At 62.8% G+C, this 16629-nt stretch carries 15 protein-coding genes; 10 read left to right on the forward strand and 5 right to left on the reverse strand.

Annotated features, from left to right (window positions below; all coding sequences use genetic code 11):
- Position 1: 1 nt before the first annotated feature.
- Together hslU and AC1D1N_RS05240 are read left to right on the forward strand one after the other, a co-directional pair.
- Complete coding sequence (gene hslU / locus AC1D1N_RS05235) at positions 2-1315, forward strand: ATP-dependent protease ATPase subunit HslU (protein WP_477347020.1); 1314 nt, start codon at positions 2-4, stop codon at positions 1313-1315.
- A 275-nt stretch (positions 1316-1590) separates the two neighbouring features.
- A complete protein-coding gene (locus AC1D1N_RS05240) occupies positions 1591-2547 on the forward strand; it encodes a DUF1402 family protein (protein ID WP_477347022.1) in 957 nt (318 codons plus the stop codon).
- Positions 2548-2796: 249 nt separating this feature from the next.
- Here the strand turns inward: AC1D1N_RS05240 and AC1D1N_RS05245 are convergent, their stop codons facing one another.
- From AC1D1N_RS05245 to AC1D1N_RS05255, 3 genes are read right to left on the reverse strand one after another with little or no spacing between them, the layout of a single operon-like run.
- On the reverse strand, positions 2797-4035 hold the full coding sequence (locus AC1D1N_RS05245; RefSeq protein ID WP_477347024.1) for an NAD(P)/FAD-dependent oxidoreductase: 1239 nt from the start codon (positions 4033-4035) through the stop codon (positions 2797-2799).
- Positions 4032-4346 carry a MocE family 2Fe-2S type ferredoxin gene (locus AC1D1N_RS05250; RefSeq protein ID WP_023744927.1) on the reverse strand — a complete coding sequence of 105 codons (315 nt, stop codon included), beginning with the start codon at positions 4344-4346 and terminating at the stop codon, positions 4032-4034. Before AC1D1N_RS05250 ends, AC1D1N_RS05245 begins: the two co-directional genes overlap by 4 nt.
- A 31-nt stretch (positions 4347-4377) precedes the next feature.
- On the reverse strand, positions 4378-5472 hold the full coding sequence (locus tag AC1D1N_RS05255; RefSeq protein WP_477347026.1) for a fatty acid desaturase family protein: 1095 nt from the start codon (positions 5470-5472) through the stop codon (positions 4378-4380).
- Between the two features lie 164 nt (positions 5473-5636).
- Here AC1D1N_RS05255 and AC1D1N_RS05260 point away from each other — a divergent pair, with 164 nt between their 5' ends.
- The 7 genes from AC1D1N_RS05260 (at position 5637) to AC1D1N_RS05290 (ending at position 13684) form a co-directional block, all read left to right on the forward strand.
- Positions 5637-6668: a LacI family DNA-binding transcriptional regulator gene (locus AC1D1N_RS05260; RefSeq protein ID WP_477347028.1), complete on the forward strand. Its 1032-nt coding sequence runs from the start codon at positions 5637-5639 to the stop codon at positions 6666-6668.
- A gap of 600 nt (positions 6669-7268) precedes the next feature.
- Entirely contained in the window at positions 7269-8210 is a 942-nt protein-coding gene (locus AC1D1N_RS05265) for a sugar ABC transporter substrate-binding protein (protein ID WP_112559917.1), read from the forward strand.
- Positions 8211-8319: 109 nt separating this feature from the next.
- Positions 8320-9396: an ABC transporter permease gene (locus tag AC1D1N_RS05270; protein WP_112559918.1), complete on the forward strand. Its 1077-nt coding sequence runs from the start codon at positions 8320-8322 to the stop codon at positions 9394-9396.
- 2 nt (positions 9397-9398) lie between these two features.
- Positions 9399-10166 carry an ATP-binding cassette domain-containing protein gene (locus tag AC1D1N_RS05275; protein WP_112559919.1) on the forward strand — a complete coding sequence of 256 codons (768 nt, stop codon included), beginning with the start codon at positions 9399-9401 and terminating at the stop codon, positions 10164-10166.
- Between the two features lie 175 nt (positions 10167-10341).
- Positions 10342-11337 carry an inositol 2-dehydrogenase gene (gene iolG, locus AC1D1N_RS05280; protein WP_352561261.1) on the forward strand — a complete coding sequence of 332 codons (996 nt, stop codon included), beginning with the start codon at positions 10342-10344 and terminating at the stop codon, positions 11335-11337.
- A 20-nt stretch (positions 11338-11357) separates the two neighbouring features.
- The gene (locus tag AC1D1N_RS05285; RefSeq protein ID WP_477347031.1) at positions 11358-12152 is read left to right on the forward strand and encodes an SDR family oxidoreductase; all 795 of its coding nucleotides are present in this window, start codon (positions 11358-11360) and stop codon (positions 12150-12152) included.
- Positions 12153-12592: 440 nt separating this feature from the next.
- On the forward strand, positions 12593-13684 hold the full coding sequence (locus AC1D1N_RS05290) for a 3-deoxy-7-phosphoheptulonate synthase (RefSeq protein ID WP_477347033.1): 1092 nt from the start codon (positions 12593-12595) through the stop codon (positions 13682-13684).
- Between the two features lie 263 nt (positions 13685-13947).
- On the opposite strand, the gene AC1D1N_RS05295 is transcribed toward AC1D1N_RS05290, so the two are convergent.
- Positions 13948-14583, reverse strand: a complete 636-nt coding sequence (locus AC1D1N_RS05295) for a LysE family translocator (RefSeq protein ID WP_477347035.1) — start codon at positions 14581-14583, stop codon at positions 13948-13950.
- A gap of 128 nt (positions 14584-14711) precedes the next feature.
- Between AC1D1N_RS05295 and AC1D1N_RS05300 the strand changes: the two genes are divergently transcribed.
- Positions 14712-15413, forward strand: coding sequence for a helix-turn-helix transcriptional regulator (locus AC1D1N_RS05300; protein ID WP_477347037.1), 702 nt, complete (start codon positions 14712-14714; stop codon positions 15411-15413).
- Between the two features lie 11 nt (positions 15414-15424).
- Here the strand turns inward: AC1D1N_RS05300 and AC1D1N_RS05305 are convergent, their stop codons facing one another.
- Complete coding sequence (locus AC1D1N_RS05305; RefSeq protein ID WP_112560033.1) at positions 15425-16534, reverse strand: Gfo/Idh/MocA family protein; 1110 nt, start codon at positions 16532-16534, stop codon at positions 15425-15427.
- Positions 16535-16629 lie beyond the last annotated feature (95 nt).

Genomic DNA, 16629 nt, shown 5'->3' on the forward strand with positions numbered 1-16629 from the left:
TATGACGACATTTTCTCCCCGCGAAATCGTTTCGGAACTCGACCGCTTCATCATCGGCCAGAAGGACGCCAAGCGCGCCGTGGCCATCGCCTTGCGCAACCGCTGGCGCCGCCAGCAGCTGGAAGGCCAGATGCGCGAAGAGGTGATGCCGAAGAACATCCTGATGATTGGCCCGACCGGCGTCGGCAAGACCGAGATATCGCGCCGCCTGGCGCGGCTCGCCGGAGCACCTTTCGTCAAGGTCGAGGCGACCAAATTCACCGAAGTCGGCTATGTCGGCCGCGATGTCGAGCAGATCATCCGCGACCTCGTCGAGATCGCCATCGGCCTGGTGCGCGAAAAGATGCGCGAGGACGTCAAGGCGCGCGCGCACATCAATGCCGAGGAACGCGTGCTGGAGGCCCTTGTTGGCAAGACGGCAAGCCCGGCGACCCGCGACAGCTTCCGCAAGAAGCTGCGCGACGGCGAGCTCGACGACAAGGAGATCGAGATCGAAGTTGCCGACACCGGCACTGGCGGCATGCCCGGCTTCGAGATTCCCGGCATGCCGGGCGGCAGCGTTGGCGTGCTCAACATCAACGACATGCTGTCGAAGGCGATGGGCGGCAAGAAGACCAAGGCGCGCAAGACGACGGTGAAGGAGTCCTACGCGCTGCTGGTCAACGACGAGTCCGACAAGCTGCTCGACCAGGACGAGGTGGTGCGCCGGGCGCTGGACGCGACGGAAAACGACGGCATCGTCTTCCTCGACGAGATCGACAAGATCGCCTCGCGCGAAGGCGGGATGGGCGCCGGCGTTTCGCGGGAAGGCGTGCAGCGCGACCTGCTGCCGCTGATCGAGGGCACGACTGTGGCGACAAAATACGGGCCGTTGAAGACCGACCACATATTGTTCATCGCCTCGGGCGCGTTCCATGTCTCGAAGCCGTCCGACCTGTTGCCGGAACTGCAGGGCCGCCTGCCGATCCGCGTCGAACTGCGAGCGCTGGAAAAGGACGATTTCGTCCGCATCCTCACCGAGACCGAGGCCAGCCTGATCAAGCAGTATATCGCGCTGATGAAGACCGAGGGCGTCGACCTGGCCTTCACCGACGACGCCATCGATTCGCTGGCCGGCATCGCCGTCGACCTCAATGCCAGCGTCGAAAACATCGGCGCAAGGCGGCTGCAGACGGTGATGGAGCGCGTGCTGGACGAGATCTCCTACGATGCGCCGGACCGCAACGGCACCAGCGTCACCATCGACGCCGCCTATGTGGAAAAGCATGTCGGCGACCTCTCCAGAAACACAGATTTGTCGCGATTCATCCTTTAAACGGGGGCGCCGGATCAGTCCGGCGCCGGTAGAGCGCCGCACGTCCTTCGGGCGCGCAAAGGTCGCTCTAACAGTATTGAATCGACGCATCGGACTTTCCAAAAATCGGTTCCGATTTTTGGGCCGATGCTTCGGCAACAATTTCCGGCACACAACATTATGTGTGGCCGGATGGTATCATGCGGCCACCTTTCGTCTTGCCGTGTGACGGGGCGCTCTCGACTCAACCCGGAGCACTACCCTAGTTTGCGCGGCATTATTGCAGGCGGCGGCGCATGAAAAAACTGATCCTGATCATTCTCGGCTTGACGCTGGCGGCGACGCTGTTCGCCGCCGACGCGGCAACATTGGTTCCGGCAGGCAACCGTAACGCCGTGCAGCCCGACATACCCGGGGCGTCGAGCCGTCGCACCCGGGCCACCAACACCACGTTCCAGGCCAAATACCGCAAGGTGTACGACCTGCTGCAGAGTGATGCCGAACTGCGCGCCAAGATCAAGAAGGCGGCCGCCGCTTACGGCATCAACCCCTTGCACATCGTCGGCGCCATCGTCGGCGAACACACCTACAATGTCGACGCCTACGACCGGCTGCAGACCTATTATGTCAAGGCGATCTCCTACCTCTCCAGCAAGCTGTCCTTCGCCTATGACGGCGAGGACATCACCGATTTCGTGCAGCGGCCGGAATTCAAGAAATGCACAATGCCCGACAGCTACGATCTGTGGGAATGCCGTGAGCAGGTGTGGAACCACTCTTTCCGCGGCAAGACCGTCGGCGGCACCAGCTTTCCCAACGACCGCTTCGGCGCCACCTTCTTCCAGCCTTATTATGCCGGCCAGACCTTTGGCCTCGGCCAGCTCAACCCGCTGACCGCGCTGCAGATGAGCGATCTCGTCCACAAGGTTTCGGGACTGCCCGAGCTCGATGTCGCCGACCCCAATTCAGTCTACAAGACCATCATGGATCCGGACCTGACGCTGCCCTACGTCGCGGCGACGATCAAGAAATCGATCGACGCCTACAAGAGCATTGCCGGCTTCGACATTTCGGGCAATCCGGGGCTCACCGCCACGCTCTACAATGTCGGCAATCCCGAGCAGCGCGCCTATGCGCTGAAGGCCGAGAACGACAAGCGCCGCGCCGCCGGCGAGCCGGTGAAACTGCCGGAAGAGAATTACTACGGCTGGCTGGTCAACGACAAGCTGGACGAGCTGAAGGCGCTGTTTTAGGGGCGCCCAGGGTTCGTGACCTGTTGCGTGGAAGCCGAACCTTTTCAATAGGTCTGCGCCGCCCCTCATTGCCCTGCCGGGCATTTCTCCCCGTATAGTGACGGGGAGAAAGACGCTTTCGTCTATGCTTTCGCCAATTTTCAACGAGGCGCCGAGGGCCGCGACAGCTCCCTTCTCCCCGTCACTATACGGGGAGAAGGTGCCGGCAGGCGGATGAGGAGGCGGCACAACCCCTGACGACTATGTCAATCAAGCCGCCAGCAGCGACTTCAGCTTCACATCCTGCGACCCCAGCGCCTCCGGCGCGGGCCTCGCCCGCTTGGCGATCAGCATCTCGGCCAGCCTGATGTCGCGTGCCACCACATTGCCGGGGCCGATGCCGCTTGCCGCCACCAGCCTGCCGTCCTCGGCCAGGTGGAAAAGAATGAAGGCGCCATCGCTGAGGTCGCGGCGCACCGTGCGGTTGCCTTCGTCCGAAAGCCCAGCGATCTGCAGCGACAGCCCATACTGATCCGACCAGAACCACGGCACCGCGGCATGCGCCTCGTCGGCGCCCAGCATGTTCCTCGCTGCCAGCGCACCCTGTTCCTGGGCGTTGCGCCAGGCCTCCAGCCGCACGCGGCGGCCAGCATAGACAGCGAGCGGAAACGAACAACAGTCGCCGGCGGCAAAGATGTCCGGGTCACCAGTGCGCAGCGTGGCGTCGACGGCGATGCCATTGTCGATGGTCAGACCCGCTTCGACGGCAAGCCCGGTGACCGGCACGGCGCCGATGCCGATGACGGCCAGATCGGCAACGATCTCTTGTCCGTCGGCGAGCGCAATGCACACCTCGGTGCCATCGTCGGCGATGGCTGCGATACCCAGACCGGTGAGAATGGTCACGCCTTCGGCCTCATGCGCCTGATGGATGATCTCGGCGATCTCCGCCGGCACACCGCGCATCAGGATGCGCGGCTGCGCCTCGATGACGGTGACCGCAGCCCCGAGCTTGCGCGCCGAGGCCGCGAGTTCAAGACCGATGAAGCCACCGCCGATGATGGCGACGCGGTTGCCTGCACTCAGATGCTGGCGAATGGCGAGTGCGTCGGCAAATGTGCGAAGGTAGACGCAGCGCGCACCCAACCCCGGCATAGGCAGCCTGCGGGGTGTCGAGCCTGTCGCCAGCAGCAGCTTGTCATAGGGCAGGACCGAACCGTCCGACAGCCACACCGCATGTGCCGCACGGTCGATCGTCACCACCTGGACCGAATGGATGTGCCGGATCGATTTCTCGGCCAGCATTGCGTCGCTGGCGATCGCCTTGATCTCGGGCGCATCGCTCGTCATCGCGTCCTTGGACAGAGGGGGCCGCTCATAGGGCAGATGCGGTTCGTCACCGACCAGCGTCACCGGCCCGTCATAGCCGAGCTCGCGCAGCGTCAGCGCTGCCCGCCCGCCGCATTCGCCGGCGCCGATGATGACCATCCCCGCTTGCATCGCCATCATCCGATCTGGATCAGCACTTTACCCGCCTCGACCTTAACCGGATAAGTCGCGAGGTTGACGCAGACCGGCGCGCCGCGCGCAGCACCCGTCTTGTAGTTGAAGCGGCCATTATGCTTGGGGCATTCGATGATGTCGTCCATCACCAGCCCGTCGGCCAGATGCACCTTCTCATGCGTGCACAGGCCATCGGTTGCGAAATAATCGTCGTCGGGGCTGCGATAGATGGCGAAGGTGCGGCCGCCATGATCGAAGCGCATCACATCCTCTTCATCAATGTCACCGGCCGCGCAGGCCTCGACCCAGTCGCTCATTTGTACCTCCCCGAAAATCGGATCGCCGCTATCATTCCGCCGCCGCGGCGGCGACGGCATCGTTGTGGAATTCGTCGCGGTACGGCCTGGCGGTCGGTGGCAATTCGCGCTTGATGAAATAGTCCTCGTTGCGCAGCTGGCGCAGCAAAGCCGGGATCATCTCGCGATAGCCGGCCAGGATCGACGGCGTCGGCGCCGGCAGATCGTGCTTGATCAGCGCATGCAGCCTGGGCAGCGCGTGATAGGGCACCATCGGGAACATGTGATGCTCGACATGGTAATTCATGTTCCAGTAGATGAAGCGGCTGATCGGGTTCATCAGCACCGTGCGGCTGTTCAGGCGGTGGTCGACGACATTGTCGGCGAGGCCGCCATGCTGCAGCAGGCCGGTCATGACGTGATGCCAGGCGCCATAGAGGCGGGGCAGGCCGATCAGCATCAGCGGCAGCCAGGAATGCAGGTAGAGGGCCAAGCCGATGGTCGCGATGTAGATGGCGAGCCATATGCGGGCCACACGGATCGCCTTAGGCTGCTCCTGCTCGGGAATGAAGGTTTTTTCGGCGGCGCTGATGACGCCGGCGGCATTGCGCACCATGTCGGTCATCGCATGCCAGGCGTCGAGAATGCCGAAGAAGTTGAGCACCACGCGCAAAAGGTCCGGCGGCCGCATGACGGCGATTTCGGGATCGCGGCCGACGATGATGGTGTCGGTGTGGTGACGCGTGTGGCTCCAGCGCCAGGTCACCGGATTGCGCATGATCATGAAGCAGGCGATCTGGTAGACCACATCGTTCATCCACTGCGTGCGGAAGGCGGTGCCGTGGCCGCATTCGTGCCAGCGCGAGTCGGTCGAAGAGCCGTAGAGCACGCCATAGACGAAGAAGAACGGCACGCACCACCAGCTGCCCCAGAACCAGGCGCCGCCGGCGGCACTCAGGATCAGCGCGGCGAGCCAGATCGCGGTGTCGCGGATCGCCGGCCCGTCGGAGCGCTGCATCAGCTCCTTCATCTGCTTGCGCGGAATGTCGGTGTGATACCAATCGGCCGCCGAAAGTCCGGTCTCGACGGCGAGTTGAGCGTCGCGGCCAATCAGGCTGTAGTCCCGCCGGGACGGTGTTGCGGTCATGATTGCCTCCCACGGCAAACGGCGGCTCGCTCCAGCGAATGCCAGCCTGGCTTCGAGCGTGAAAATACCGCCGAGCGATGATAGACTCAACATCACAAAGATAGTTTCTATCATTTCCTATCAGAATGATGTAGCGTGCTTCGGAGGAATCCAACGAGGCGAGCATGGCAAAACGGCCGACCATCACGGACCTGGCGCGCATTTCCGGCGTCAGCGTTGCCACGGTCGATCGCGTGCTCAACAGCCGCCTGCCGGTGCGCGAGGAAACGGCGCGCCGCGTCTACGAGGCGGCGACCGAGATCGGCTACCACGCCGCCGGCCTGATCAAGCAGCGCCTGCGCCATGAATTGCCGGAATATCGGCTCGGCGTCCTGCTGCTCAGGGGCAATTACGTCTTCTACAGTGAATTCGCGCGCCAACTTGAGCTGGCCGTATCTCAATCGCCGCGCTTTCGTGGCGTCGCCATGATCGATTTCGCCGACTCGCTCGCCCCCGACGAAATCGTAGAGCGCACCCGCAAGTTGGCTTCCAAATGCCGGGCCGTCGCTTTGGTCGGGCCTGATCATCCGACAGTGACGGTCGCCGTCGAGGAGATGAAGGCCAAGGGCCTGCCGGTCTTCTCTCTGCTGTCCGACTTCGCGGCCGGCATTCGCGAGGGCTATGTCGGCCTCGACAACCGAAAGGTCGGGCGCACCGCAGCATGGATGATCTCGAAAGCGGCGAAGCGACCGGGCAAGGTCGCGCTGTTCGTCGGCAGCCACCGCTTCCACGGCCATGAACTGCGCGAGATCGGCTTCCGCTCCTTCTTCCGCGAGCAGGCGCCGGAGTTCACTTTGCTGGAAACACTGGTCAATCTGGAGGCCAACGAGATCACCCAGGACACTCTGCTCAATCTTCTCGGCAGCCACCCCGATCTCGTCGGCTGCTATGTCGCCGGCGGCGGCATGGAAGGCGCGGTCGCGGCGCTGAGGCAAGCAAAGCCCACCGAAATGCCGGCCGTCATCTGCAACGAGATCACGGCGGTGTCGCGCGCGGCTTTGGCGGACGGCATCTTGACCATGGTGATCTCGACACCGCTGGCGGCACTCAGCCGCGAACTGGTCGACCTGATGGCCCACGCCATCGAGACGGGCGCCGCCAACGCGCCGGGCCAGACGTTTTTGCCGTTCGATATTTATCTGCCGGAGAATATTTAGGGGTCTCGACGTTGGCGATTGGCCGGAACATCTACGCCTTCGTCATCCACGGGCGGAGCAAGGAGCGAAGCGACGCGGCGCAGACCCGAGGATCCATGCCGTGACTTCTGCGCGATGCCACGGCGCAGAACTGACTCTGGTGAGCGCGACCTTCATTCTGGGCCGCTGTGCCCCTCGCCGCCGTCGCGGCATGGATCCTAGGGTTTCCGCGACGTCGCTTCGCGACTGCTCCACCCTAGGATGACGAAGTCAGGGTGGTCTTCCGCAAATCGCGGACGGTGGCGACTGTCGGCAGCAGAGGTCTCGATCCCCTTTTTTGTCCCAGCTTAGGCTCGGCTTCGATCATCCACCCTCCCGAAAATCCTTCACCCGGTTTTGGAATGGCTCTTGACGTCTCCGAAAAATGGAATAAATATTTCACCAGCTAGGGATTTTGGTTCTTTCGTTCCGGAACATCTGTTTCAAACAGGGAGCCTGGCGTTCCAATCCTTGGGAAAGCGCCATCCGGAACAGAGACGATATCAGGGAGAGATTCCTCGGGCGATCGGGGATTCCGGGTAGATCGGTGCAGCCGGACACCAAATGTGGAGGAGAAACACAATGAAGAAACTGATTTTGGGCGTCGCCTTTGCGGCGCTGATGAGTTCGTCCGCTTTTGCCGCCAAGATCGGCGTGTCGATGGCCAAGTTCGACGACAATTTCCTGACCGTGCTGCGCAACGGCATGATCGAGCAGGCCAAGGGCATGAGCGGCGTTGAGCTGCAGGTCGAAGACGCACAGAACGACGTCGCCAAGCAGCTCGACCAGATCAAGAACTTCGCCGCTTCGGGCGTCGATGCCATCATCGTCAACCCGGTCGACACTTCGGCCACGCAGGCGATGTCGGATGCCGCGGCGGCAGCCAAGATCCCGCTCGTCTATGTCAACCGCGAGCCGGTCAATGTCGACACGCTGCCGGACAACCAGGCTTTCGTCGCTTCGAACGAGGCCGATTCCGGCACGCTCGAAACCAAGGAAGTCTGCCGCCTGTTTACGGAAGCCGGCAAGAAGGAAGCCAATGTCTATGTCATCATGGGCGAGCTTTCCAACCAGGCCGCCGTGCAGCGCACCAAGGACATCGACGATGTCATCGCCACGCCGGAGTGCAGCTTCATCAAGATCATCGACAAGCAGACCTCGAACTGGAACCGTGACGAAGCGCAGAACCTGATGACCAACTGGCTGTCGACCGGCAAGCCGTTCGACGGCGTCATCGCCAACAATGACGAAAGCGCCATCGGCGCCATTCAGGCAATGAAGGCCGCCAACGTCGACATGAAGTCGGTCGTCGTCGGCGGCGTCGACGCCACTCAGGACGCGCTTGCAGCCATGCAGGCCGGCGACCTCGACGTCACAGTGTTCCAGGACGCGGCCGGCCAGGGCGCTGGCGCACTCGATGCGGCCCTGAAGCTCGCCAAGGGCGAAAAGGTCGAGCACAAGGTCTACGTGCCCTTCCAGCTCGTGACGCCTGCCAACATCGACAAGTTCCTGAAGAAGAACTGAGCCGTACGCATACGGGGCGGCGCTCTCACACGAAAGACAGCGCCGCTCCTTCTTCCCTCGTTGCCGGCAAGGCGGCGAGGAACGACCGTGGCTGACGGAGGATCGAAGATTGTCACAGACATCGCATGGCGTCGGCGGGGTCAGTTATGACGCGAAGAAGCGGACATGGCCGGCCGAATTCAACGTCTTCCTGGCGCTCATCATTCTCGTTGTCGTCTTCGAACTGATAGGTCGAATCTTTCTCGGCGACTCCTTCCTGTTCAACACCCGCGACAACGTCGCCGGCATCTTCAACGAGGCCCGCCTGCAGATCATCATCCTGCAAGTGTCGATCGTCGGCATCATCGCCATTGGCGTCACGCAAGTGATCATCTGCGGCGGCATCGACCTGTCCTCGGGTTCGATTGTCGGCGCCACCGCCATGATCGCCATGAGCTTCGCCCAGGTGGCGACGGTCAACGGCAACCCCAACCCCAAGGCGATGTTCCTGGCGCAAGGCTGGACCGACCTGCCGGTCATCGTGCCGGTGCTGGTTGCGATCGGCTGCGGCATGCTCGCCGGCCTGATCAACGGCTCGTTGATCGCCTACACGCGCATCCCGCCATTCATCGCCACCCTCGGCATGATGATCACCGCGCGCGGCATCGCCAAATGGTGGTCCAAAGGCCAGCCGATCTCGTTTCCCACCGACAGTTTTGCCGCCATCAGCACCGGCTCGAGGCCGGTCATCATCTTCCTGGCGCTGGCGGTGCTGTTCCAGCTGATCCTGACCTATACGCGCTACGGCAAGCATTGTTATGCCATCGGATCCAACGAGGATGCCGCGCGCATGTCCGGCATCAAGATCCCCAATCACAAGATCCTCGTTTACACGATTGCCGGCATTCTTGCCTCGCTCGCCGCGGTCGTGTTGTGCTCCAAGAACCTGACCGCCCAGTCCGGCATGGGTGTGATGTACGAGCTCGACGCCATCGCCATGGCGGTCATCGGCGGCGTCTCGCTGTCGGGCGGCCGAGGCTCGATCATCGGCACGGTGATCGGCGCGCTGATCTTCGGCGTCATCATTTCCGGCTTCACCTTCCTGCGCCTCGACGCCTACTATCAGGAGATGGTCAAGGGCGTGATCATCGTCGGCGCGGTCGTGCTCGACCAGTGGCGTCAACGCATGCGGGCATTGAGGGCTTGACCATGTCAGACATCGTCCTGAAGACCGAAAACCTCACCAAGCGCTATGGCGGCGTGCATGCGCTGGAAGGCGCCAATTTCGAGCTGCGCAAGGGCGAACATGTCGCCATCATGGGCGACAATGGCGCCGGCAAATCGACCTTCGTGCGCCAGATCACCGCTGTCGAACAGCGCACCAGCGGCCAGATCTGGTTCGACGGCAAGGAAGTGAATTTTGCCGGCCCGATCGAGGCCCGCACCGCGGGCATCGAAACCGTGTTCCAGAACCTGGCGCTCGCCGACGATCTCGACGTGCCGTCGAACCTGTTCCTCGGCCGCGAAAAGGTGCTGTTCAACCTCGGCCCGTTCTCGATCCTCGACCGCAAATACATGCGCAAGGCGACCGAGGCGGCGCTGATCCGCACGGCGGTGAAAATCCCCAATCTGTCGAACACCATCCGCCACATGTCGGGCGGCCAGCGGCAATGCGTGGCGATCGCCCGGACCGCAACCTTCGCCTCCAAGCTGATCATCATGGACGAGCCGACGGCAGCGCTCGGCGTGCAAGAGACGGCGCAGGTCGAAAACATCATCCGCACACTGAAGGACAATGGCGAGCCGCTGATCCTGATCAGCCACAACATGCGCCAGGTGTTCGACCTGTGCGACCGCATCGTCGTGTTCCGGCGCGGCCGCATCGTCGCCAATCTGCGCAAGGAAAACACCGACGGCAACGACATCGTCTCCTACATCACCGGCGCCAAGACCGGGGAGGCGGAACTCGCGGCCTAAACAGGATGATCATCCGGTTTCCGGGACGATCCGACGCGCTGAGCAATTCCGGGAAAGTGTGAAACGGTTTTCCGTCCGGAATTGCGCCAAAACAAGAAGTACCCTTGCCACCTTCCCCTCAGGGGAAGGTGGAGACACAACTCTCTCGAACCCATCCCCCTAGAGGAAATACTCCATGACTGTTCGTTTCGCCCTCCTCGGTGCCGGCCGCATCGGCAAGGTCCACGCCCGCGCCGTCGGCTCCAACCCGCAGGCCAGACTGGTGGCCGTCGCCGATGCCTTCGAAAAGGCGGCGACCGAGCTGGCGACTGCCTATGGCGCCGAAGTGCGCACCATCGACGCGATTGAAAAATCAAAGGATATCGACGCCGTCGTCATCTGCACGCCGACCGACACCCATGCCGATCTGATCGAGCGCTTCGCCAAGGCCGGCAAGGCGATCTTCTGCGAGAAGCCGATCGACCTTAACGTCAAGCGCGTGGAAAAATGCCTGGCCGTGGTCGACAAGGCCAAGGCGACGCTGATGGTCGGCTTCAACAGGCGTTTCGATCCGCATTTCGCCGCCGTGCGCAAGGCGATCGACGACGGCGCCATCGGCACTGTCGAAATGGTCACCATCACCTCGCGTGATCCGGGCGCGCCGCCGGTCGACTATATCAAGCGCTCGGGCGGCATTTTTCGCGACATGACCATCCACGATTTCGACATGGCACGCTTCCTCCTCGGCGAGGAGGTTGTAGCGGTCAGCGCCCATGCCTCGGTGCTGGTGGACAAGAAGATCGGCGAAGCCGGCGATTTCGATAGCGTCAGCGTCATCCTCGAGACCGCGTCCGGCAAACAGGCCGTCATCTCCAACTCGCGCCGCGCCACCTATGGCTACGACCAGCGCATCGAGGTGCATGGCTCCAAGGGCATGGTCGCCGCCGAAAACCAGCGGCCGGTGTCGATCGAACTGGCCAATGAGAAGGGCTATACGCGCCCGCCGCTGCACGATTTCTTCATGACCCGCTATCTCGACGCCTACGCCATCGAGATCGCCGCCTTCATCGCCGCCGCAACCTCGGGCAAGAAGGCATCGCCGAGCGGCGCCGACGGCCTCGTGGCACTGAAGCTGGCCGATGCGGCGCTGAAGTCGGCGACGTCAGGCAAGACCGTCCGTCTCGACAAGTAAGAACCCACAGGAGCAGAGCGATGAGCACATCAGCCGATCGCAATTCGAAGACGCGCGCCATCGTCACCGGCGGCGCGCAAGGCATCGGCTTTGCCGTCGCCACAGCGCTGGCCGACGAGGGCTGCCGGGCGCTGGCGCTCATCGGCCGTTCGCAGGAGAAGGGCGACAAGGCGGTCGCCCACTTCAAGAAAGCCGGTGTCGACGCCATCTTCATCAGCGCCGACGTTTCGAAAGTGGCCGACTGCAAGCGCGCGGTCGCCACCGCGATCTCGCATTTCGGCACCATCAATGGGCTGGTCAACGCCGCCGCCACCTCCGCACGCGGTTCGCTGGTCGAGACCTCCAAAGAGGTTTTCGACCAGATCTTCCAGACCAATGTGCGTGGCCCGTTCTTCCTGATGCAGGGCGTGGTGGCGCATCTGCTGGAGAAGAAGGCACCCGGCTCGATCGTCAACGTGCTGTCGATGTCGGCGCATTGCGGCCAGTCCTTCCTGGCTCCCTATTCCTCGAGCAAGGGCGCGCTGGCGACGCTGACCAAGAATGTCGCCAACGCCTATCGCTTCAACCGCATCCGCTGCAATGCCGTGCTGCCCGGCTGGATGGACACCGAAGGCGAGGACATCGTGCAGAAGAAATGGCACGGCGCATCCGACGACTGGCTGGCCAAGGCCGAGGCCGGCCAACCGATGGGCCAGCTGGTGAAGCCGGATCAACTGGCACGGCTGATCAGCTACATGGTGAGCCCGCAATCCGGCGTCATGACCGGGTCATTGGTCGACTACGACCAGAATGTTGCGGGGACATCACCGGAGTAAGGCCGGCGCCGCGGCCGGCCCCTTTCTCCCCGTCACTATACGGGGAGAAATGCCCGGCAGGGCAATGAGGGGCAGCGCCGACTTTAACAGTTACAGGGTCGATTGAAGTAGCGCTTTTCGCCCCCGTCCTATCCTCCGACGCCAGCGCCGCCCCTCACCTGCCTGCGCCGGCATCCTCTCCCCGTATAGTGACGGGGAGAGGGGCGCTCTCGCCGGCGATTTCGCCAACCTCATTTACGGCACGTGACAAACACCCCGGCATCGACTATATGAGCCTCATGATCAACCTGTCCGCCACGTATTGGTACTTTAGCAGCTCGCTGGCGGCGGGAGGATTGCGCTCGATCTGAAGATTGCAGCAACAAGTCCGAACAGCCGCCAGACCTGGCGGCTTTTTTGTTTCAGCCGGCAGGTCTCCTAAAAAACAGGAGCAGAAAGCCGTGTTGACCACCACAGACGACCTTCGGGTCACCGAAATCAGGGCATTGAGCACACCGGAAGAGGTGATGCGCGAGATACCGCGCACGCTGACGGCGACGCGCACCGTCGCCACGTCGCGCAACGCCATCCATTCCATTCTTACGGGGGCCGACGATCGACTGCTTGTCATCGTCGGCCCTTGTTCCATCCACGATCCGGTCGCGGCCGTTGACTATGCCAGCCGTCTGGCGGCGCTGCGCGAGACCCTGTCCGACCGGCTCGAGATCGTCATGCGCGTCTATTTCGAGAAGCCGCGCACCACGGTTGGCTGGAAGGGCCTGATCAACGATCCCGACCTCGACGGCAGTTTCAACATCGAGAAAGGGTTGCGCATGGCGCGCAACGTCTTGTCGGCCGTCAACAATCTCGGCCTGCCGGCAGCGACCGAGTTCCTCGATATGACCATCCCGCAATACATTGCCGACCTCGTCGCCTGGGGCGCCATCGGCGCGCGCACCACCGAAAGCCAGATCCACCGCGAGCTGGCATCGGGCCTGTCCTGCCCCGTCGGCTTCAAGAACGGCACCGACGGCAATCTCAGGATCGCCGCCGAGGCGGTGAAATCGGCTGCCCAACCGCATCATTTCATGGCGGTGACCAAGGGCGGGCGCAGCGCCATTGCTGCAACTACCGGCAATGAGGACTGCCATGTCATCCTGCGCGGCGGCGTTCAGCCCAACTATGACGCGGCGAGCGTCGAGGCGGCCTCGGCCGAACTCGCCCGCATCGGCGTCACCCCTCGTCTGATGATCGATGTCAGCCATGCCAACTCGGCCAAGAAGCCGGAGAACCAGCCCAAGGTGGCGGCCGACGTGGCCGGCCAGGTCGCGGCGGGCGACGAGCGCATCATCGGCGTCATGATCGAGAGCAATCTCGTCGCCGGCCGGCAGGACGTGGTGCCCGGCAAGCCGCTCGTCTACGGCCAGAGCATCACCGATGGCTGCATCGACTGGGCGACCACCGAGACGGTGCTGCACGGCCTCGCCGGCGCCGTCGAATGGCGCCGCTCAACCCGCCGCGCCATGCTGGAGAGCCGGCAGGGAGCGGCTTGACGCTTGCCGGCGTTTGCTCGGCACGCACCCCCACCCTAACCCTCCCCACAAGGGGGAGGGAACGCTGCCGCGTACCATCATCGAAACCGAACTTCTGCTGGTTTGCTGGGTTTCAGCGCCTACGCAGTCTCCCTCCCCCTTGTGGGGGTCCGAAGGACGGGCGAGACCCGTGGCTCGCCCCGGGAGGATTAAGGGTGGGGGTATTCGCAAAGCGCAAGGGCCCAGGCAATAGGCGGCGATTGCAATGCGGCGGGTAGCAGCAATCACGCCGCCTTCAAACCGTGCCAGGCGGTCAGCACCGAAACCACAACCAGAAGCAGTCCGGCCGCCCGGCCGGCAAATATGGTCGCCCGCGGATTGGCGACCAGCAGATTGCGGCGGCGCCCGGCTGACACCGCGAGCCCGCCATAGACGGCAAATTGCGTGGCGACCGTCATCAATCCCATGATGGCCGCCTGCATCCAGATCGGGCCATAGGCCGGCTTCAGGAATTGCGGATAGACCGCGAAGACGAAGAGATAGGCTTTGGGATTGATCAGGCAGATCACCAGCCCCTGGCGAAACGCCTTCCATGCGGAGCGGCTGCCGGCCGGCCCGTCTTGGCCGACCTTGATCGAGCTGCGTATCAGCGTCAGGCCGATATAGGCCATGTAGACGGCGCCGGCGATCAGCAGCGGGTTGTAGAGGATCGGCACGAAATGCATCAGCAGGCCGACGCCGACGGCGCCGTTCAGCGTATGCACCATGCCGCCCGTCATGATGCCGCCGGTCGCGGCAAGCCCTCTGTTGCCGCCGCCGGTCAGTGCATTGGCAAGCACGAACAGCATATCCATGCCGGGCACGATGATGATGCCGAACAGCAGGATAAAGAAAAGCCAGAGATTCTCTGCATAACTCATGTCAGTTGCCTGTCGCTTCCTGCCAGTGTGCCGGTTGAGGAATTTGTTGATTTTCAAGCCCGTAGGCAGTCCAATAGATCATCCCAACTGACGGGGATGTGTCAGTAGCGTTTTGATCGGGAGAGGAAATGCGCAAGGCGTCGCGCCTGTTCGAGATCATCCAGATCCTGCGGCTGGCAAGGCAGCCGGTGACGGCGGCAATGATCGCCGGGCAGCTGGAAGTGACGGTCCGCTCGATCTATCGCGACATCGCCGCACTGCAGGCGATGCGCGTGCCGATCGAGGGTGGGCGCGGCATCGGTTACATATTGCGCCCCGGCTTCGATCTGCCGCCGCTGATGTTTTCGATCGAGGAAATGGAGGCGATCGTGCTGTCGCTGGCGCTGCTGGAGCGCACGGGCGACAGCGAACTCAAGCAGGCGGCCAAGCGCGTCAGCGCCAAGATCGCCGGCGCGGTGCCACCGCCCTTGCGTCAGGCGTTCGACGCCAATGCGTTGCATGTCTGGGGGTTCGCCGCGCCCGCAATCGGCACGATCGATCTGGCGCTGGTGCGGCGCGCCATCCGCGATGAGGAGAAGCTCGACCTCTCCTATCGGGACGAAATGGGCCGCGCTTCCGAGCGGCTGATCCGCCCGATCGCACTGATCTACTATGCCGAGACCGCCAACATCGTCGCCTGGTGCGAACTGCGCCAGGCGATCCGCAATTTCCGCAGCGACCGCATCGAGGCTTGCCAGCCGACCGGCCTGCGCTTCAAGGGCGAAGGCGATCGTTTGCGGCAGGTCTGGGTCGACGGCTGGGAGACGAACGTCGTGGCTGCTTCCGGGTGAAGTGAACGGTTCTACCGCACATCCACCCAGCGCTTCTCCTCGAACGACCTTGCCATGGCGTGCACGGTGCGCTCGATCTCCAGCCCTTCCGCAAATTCGATCACCCGCGCCGGCTTGCCGGCAAGCCGTGTCAGCAGCTCGTGGCATTCGATGATCTTGAGATCGTTGAAGCCGAGGCCGTGGCCGGGCGCCGGCAGGAAGGCGTCGTAGGGCTTGTGGTGTGGCGCCACCAATATGGTGCGATAGCCCTGTTCCGTCGGGCGATCGGCGGTGACATAGAGCTGGATTTCGTTCATCCGCTCCTGGTCGAACAGGATCGATCCCTTCGAGCCGAAGATCTGGATGGCGATGCGGCCCTTGCGACCCCAGGCCGAGCGGTTGACCAGCAGCGTGCCGGCCACACCGTTTTCCAGATGCATCAGCACGCTGGCGATGTCGTAGGTTTCGACTGCACGGCGGCCGCCGGCGTCGACCCGGCGGTCGGCATAGGGTTTGGACATGTCACACATGACGCGGGCAACACGGCCGAACAGGGTGCTGACCAGCGACAGCGGATGCACAGCGAAATCGTCGAGCGCGCCATAGCCCGACGCGGCTTCATGCTTCCAAAAGAACCGCGCTTCCGGGTCGGCCATGAAATCCTCATCCATCTCGATGCGCAGATGGTTGACCTCGCCGATGATCTTCTCGTCGAGCAGCGCGCCGATGTGGCGGATCGCCGGACTCTGTATGTAGTTGTAGCCCAGCGCTGCAACCTTGCCCGACTTTTTCGCCGCGGCCGCCATCGCCTCGGCGTCGGCAAAGCTCGGCGCCATCGGCTTTTCGCACCACAAATGCTTGCCGGCTTCGAGGATGGCGATGGCCATTTCCGGATGGAACTGGTTGGGTGTGGTCAAGGAGACGATATCAACCTCGGGATCGTTGACCACCGCGCGCCAGTCGCCGGAGGCCTTGGCAAAGCCGAACTCGCCCGCCTTCCGTTCGGCAAGCTCCTCATTGACCTCGCCAAGATGAACCAGTTTTGGCTTGGCGACATCCGGAAAGACGGCACCGACGGCGCTCCACGCTATGGCGTGGCACTTGCCCATGAAACCCGTGCCGATAAGACCGACGCCGACCATCTTCTTCTCCACTGGATAAAATCCTCGATGGATGAATTAGTCCATTTTGTTCTGAAATGGAATGTCTGCCTCATTTTTTATGGCGTTCTTGCGCA

This window comes from Mesorhizobium sp. P2_B5 (assembly GCF_056404775.1).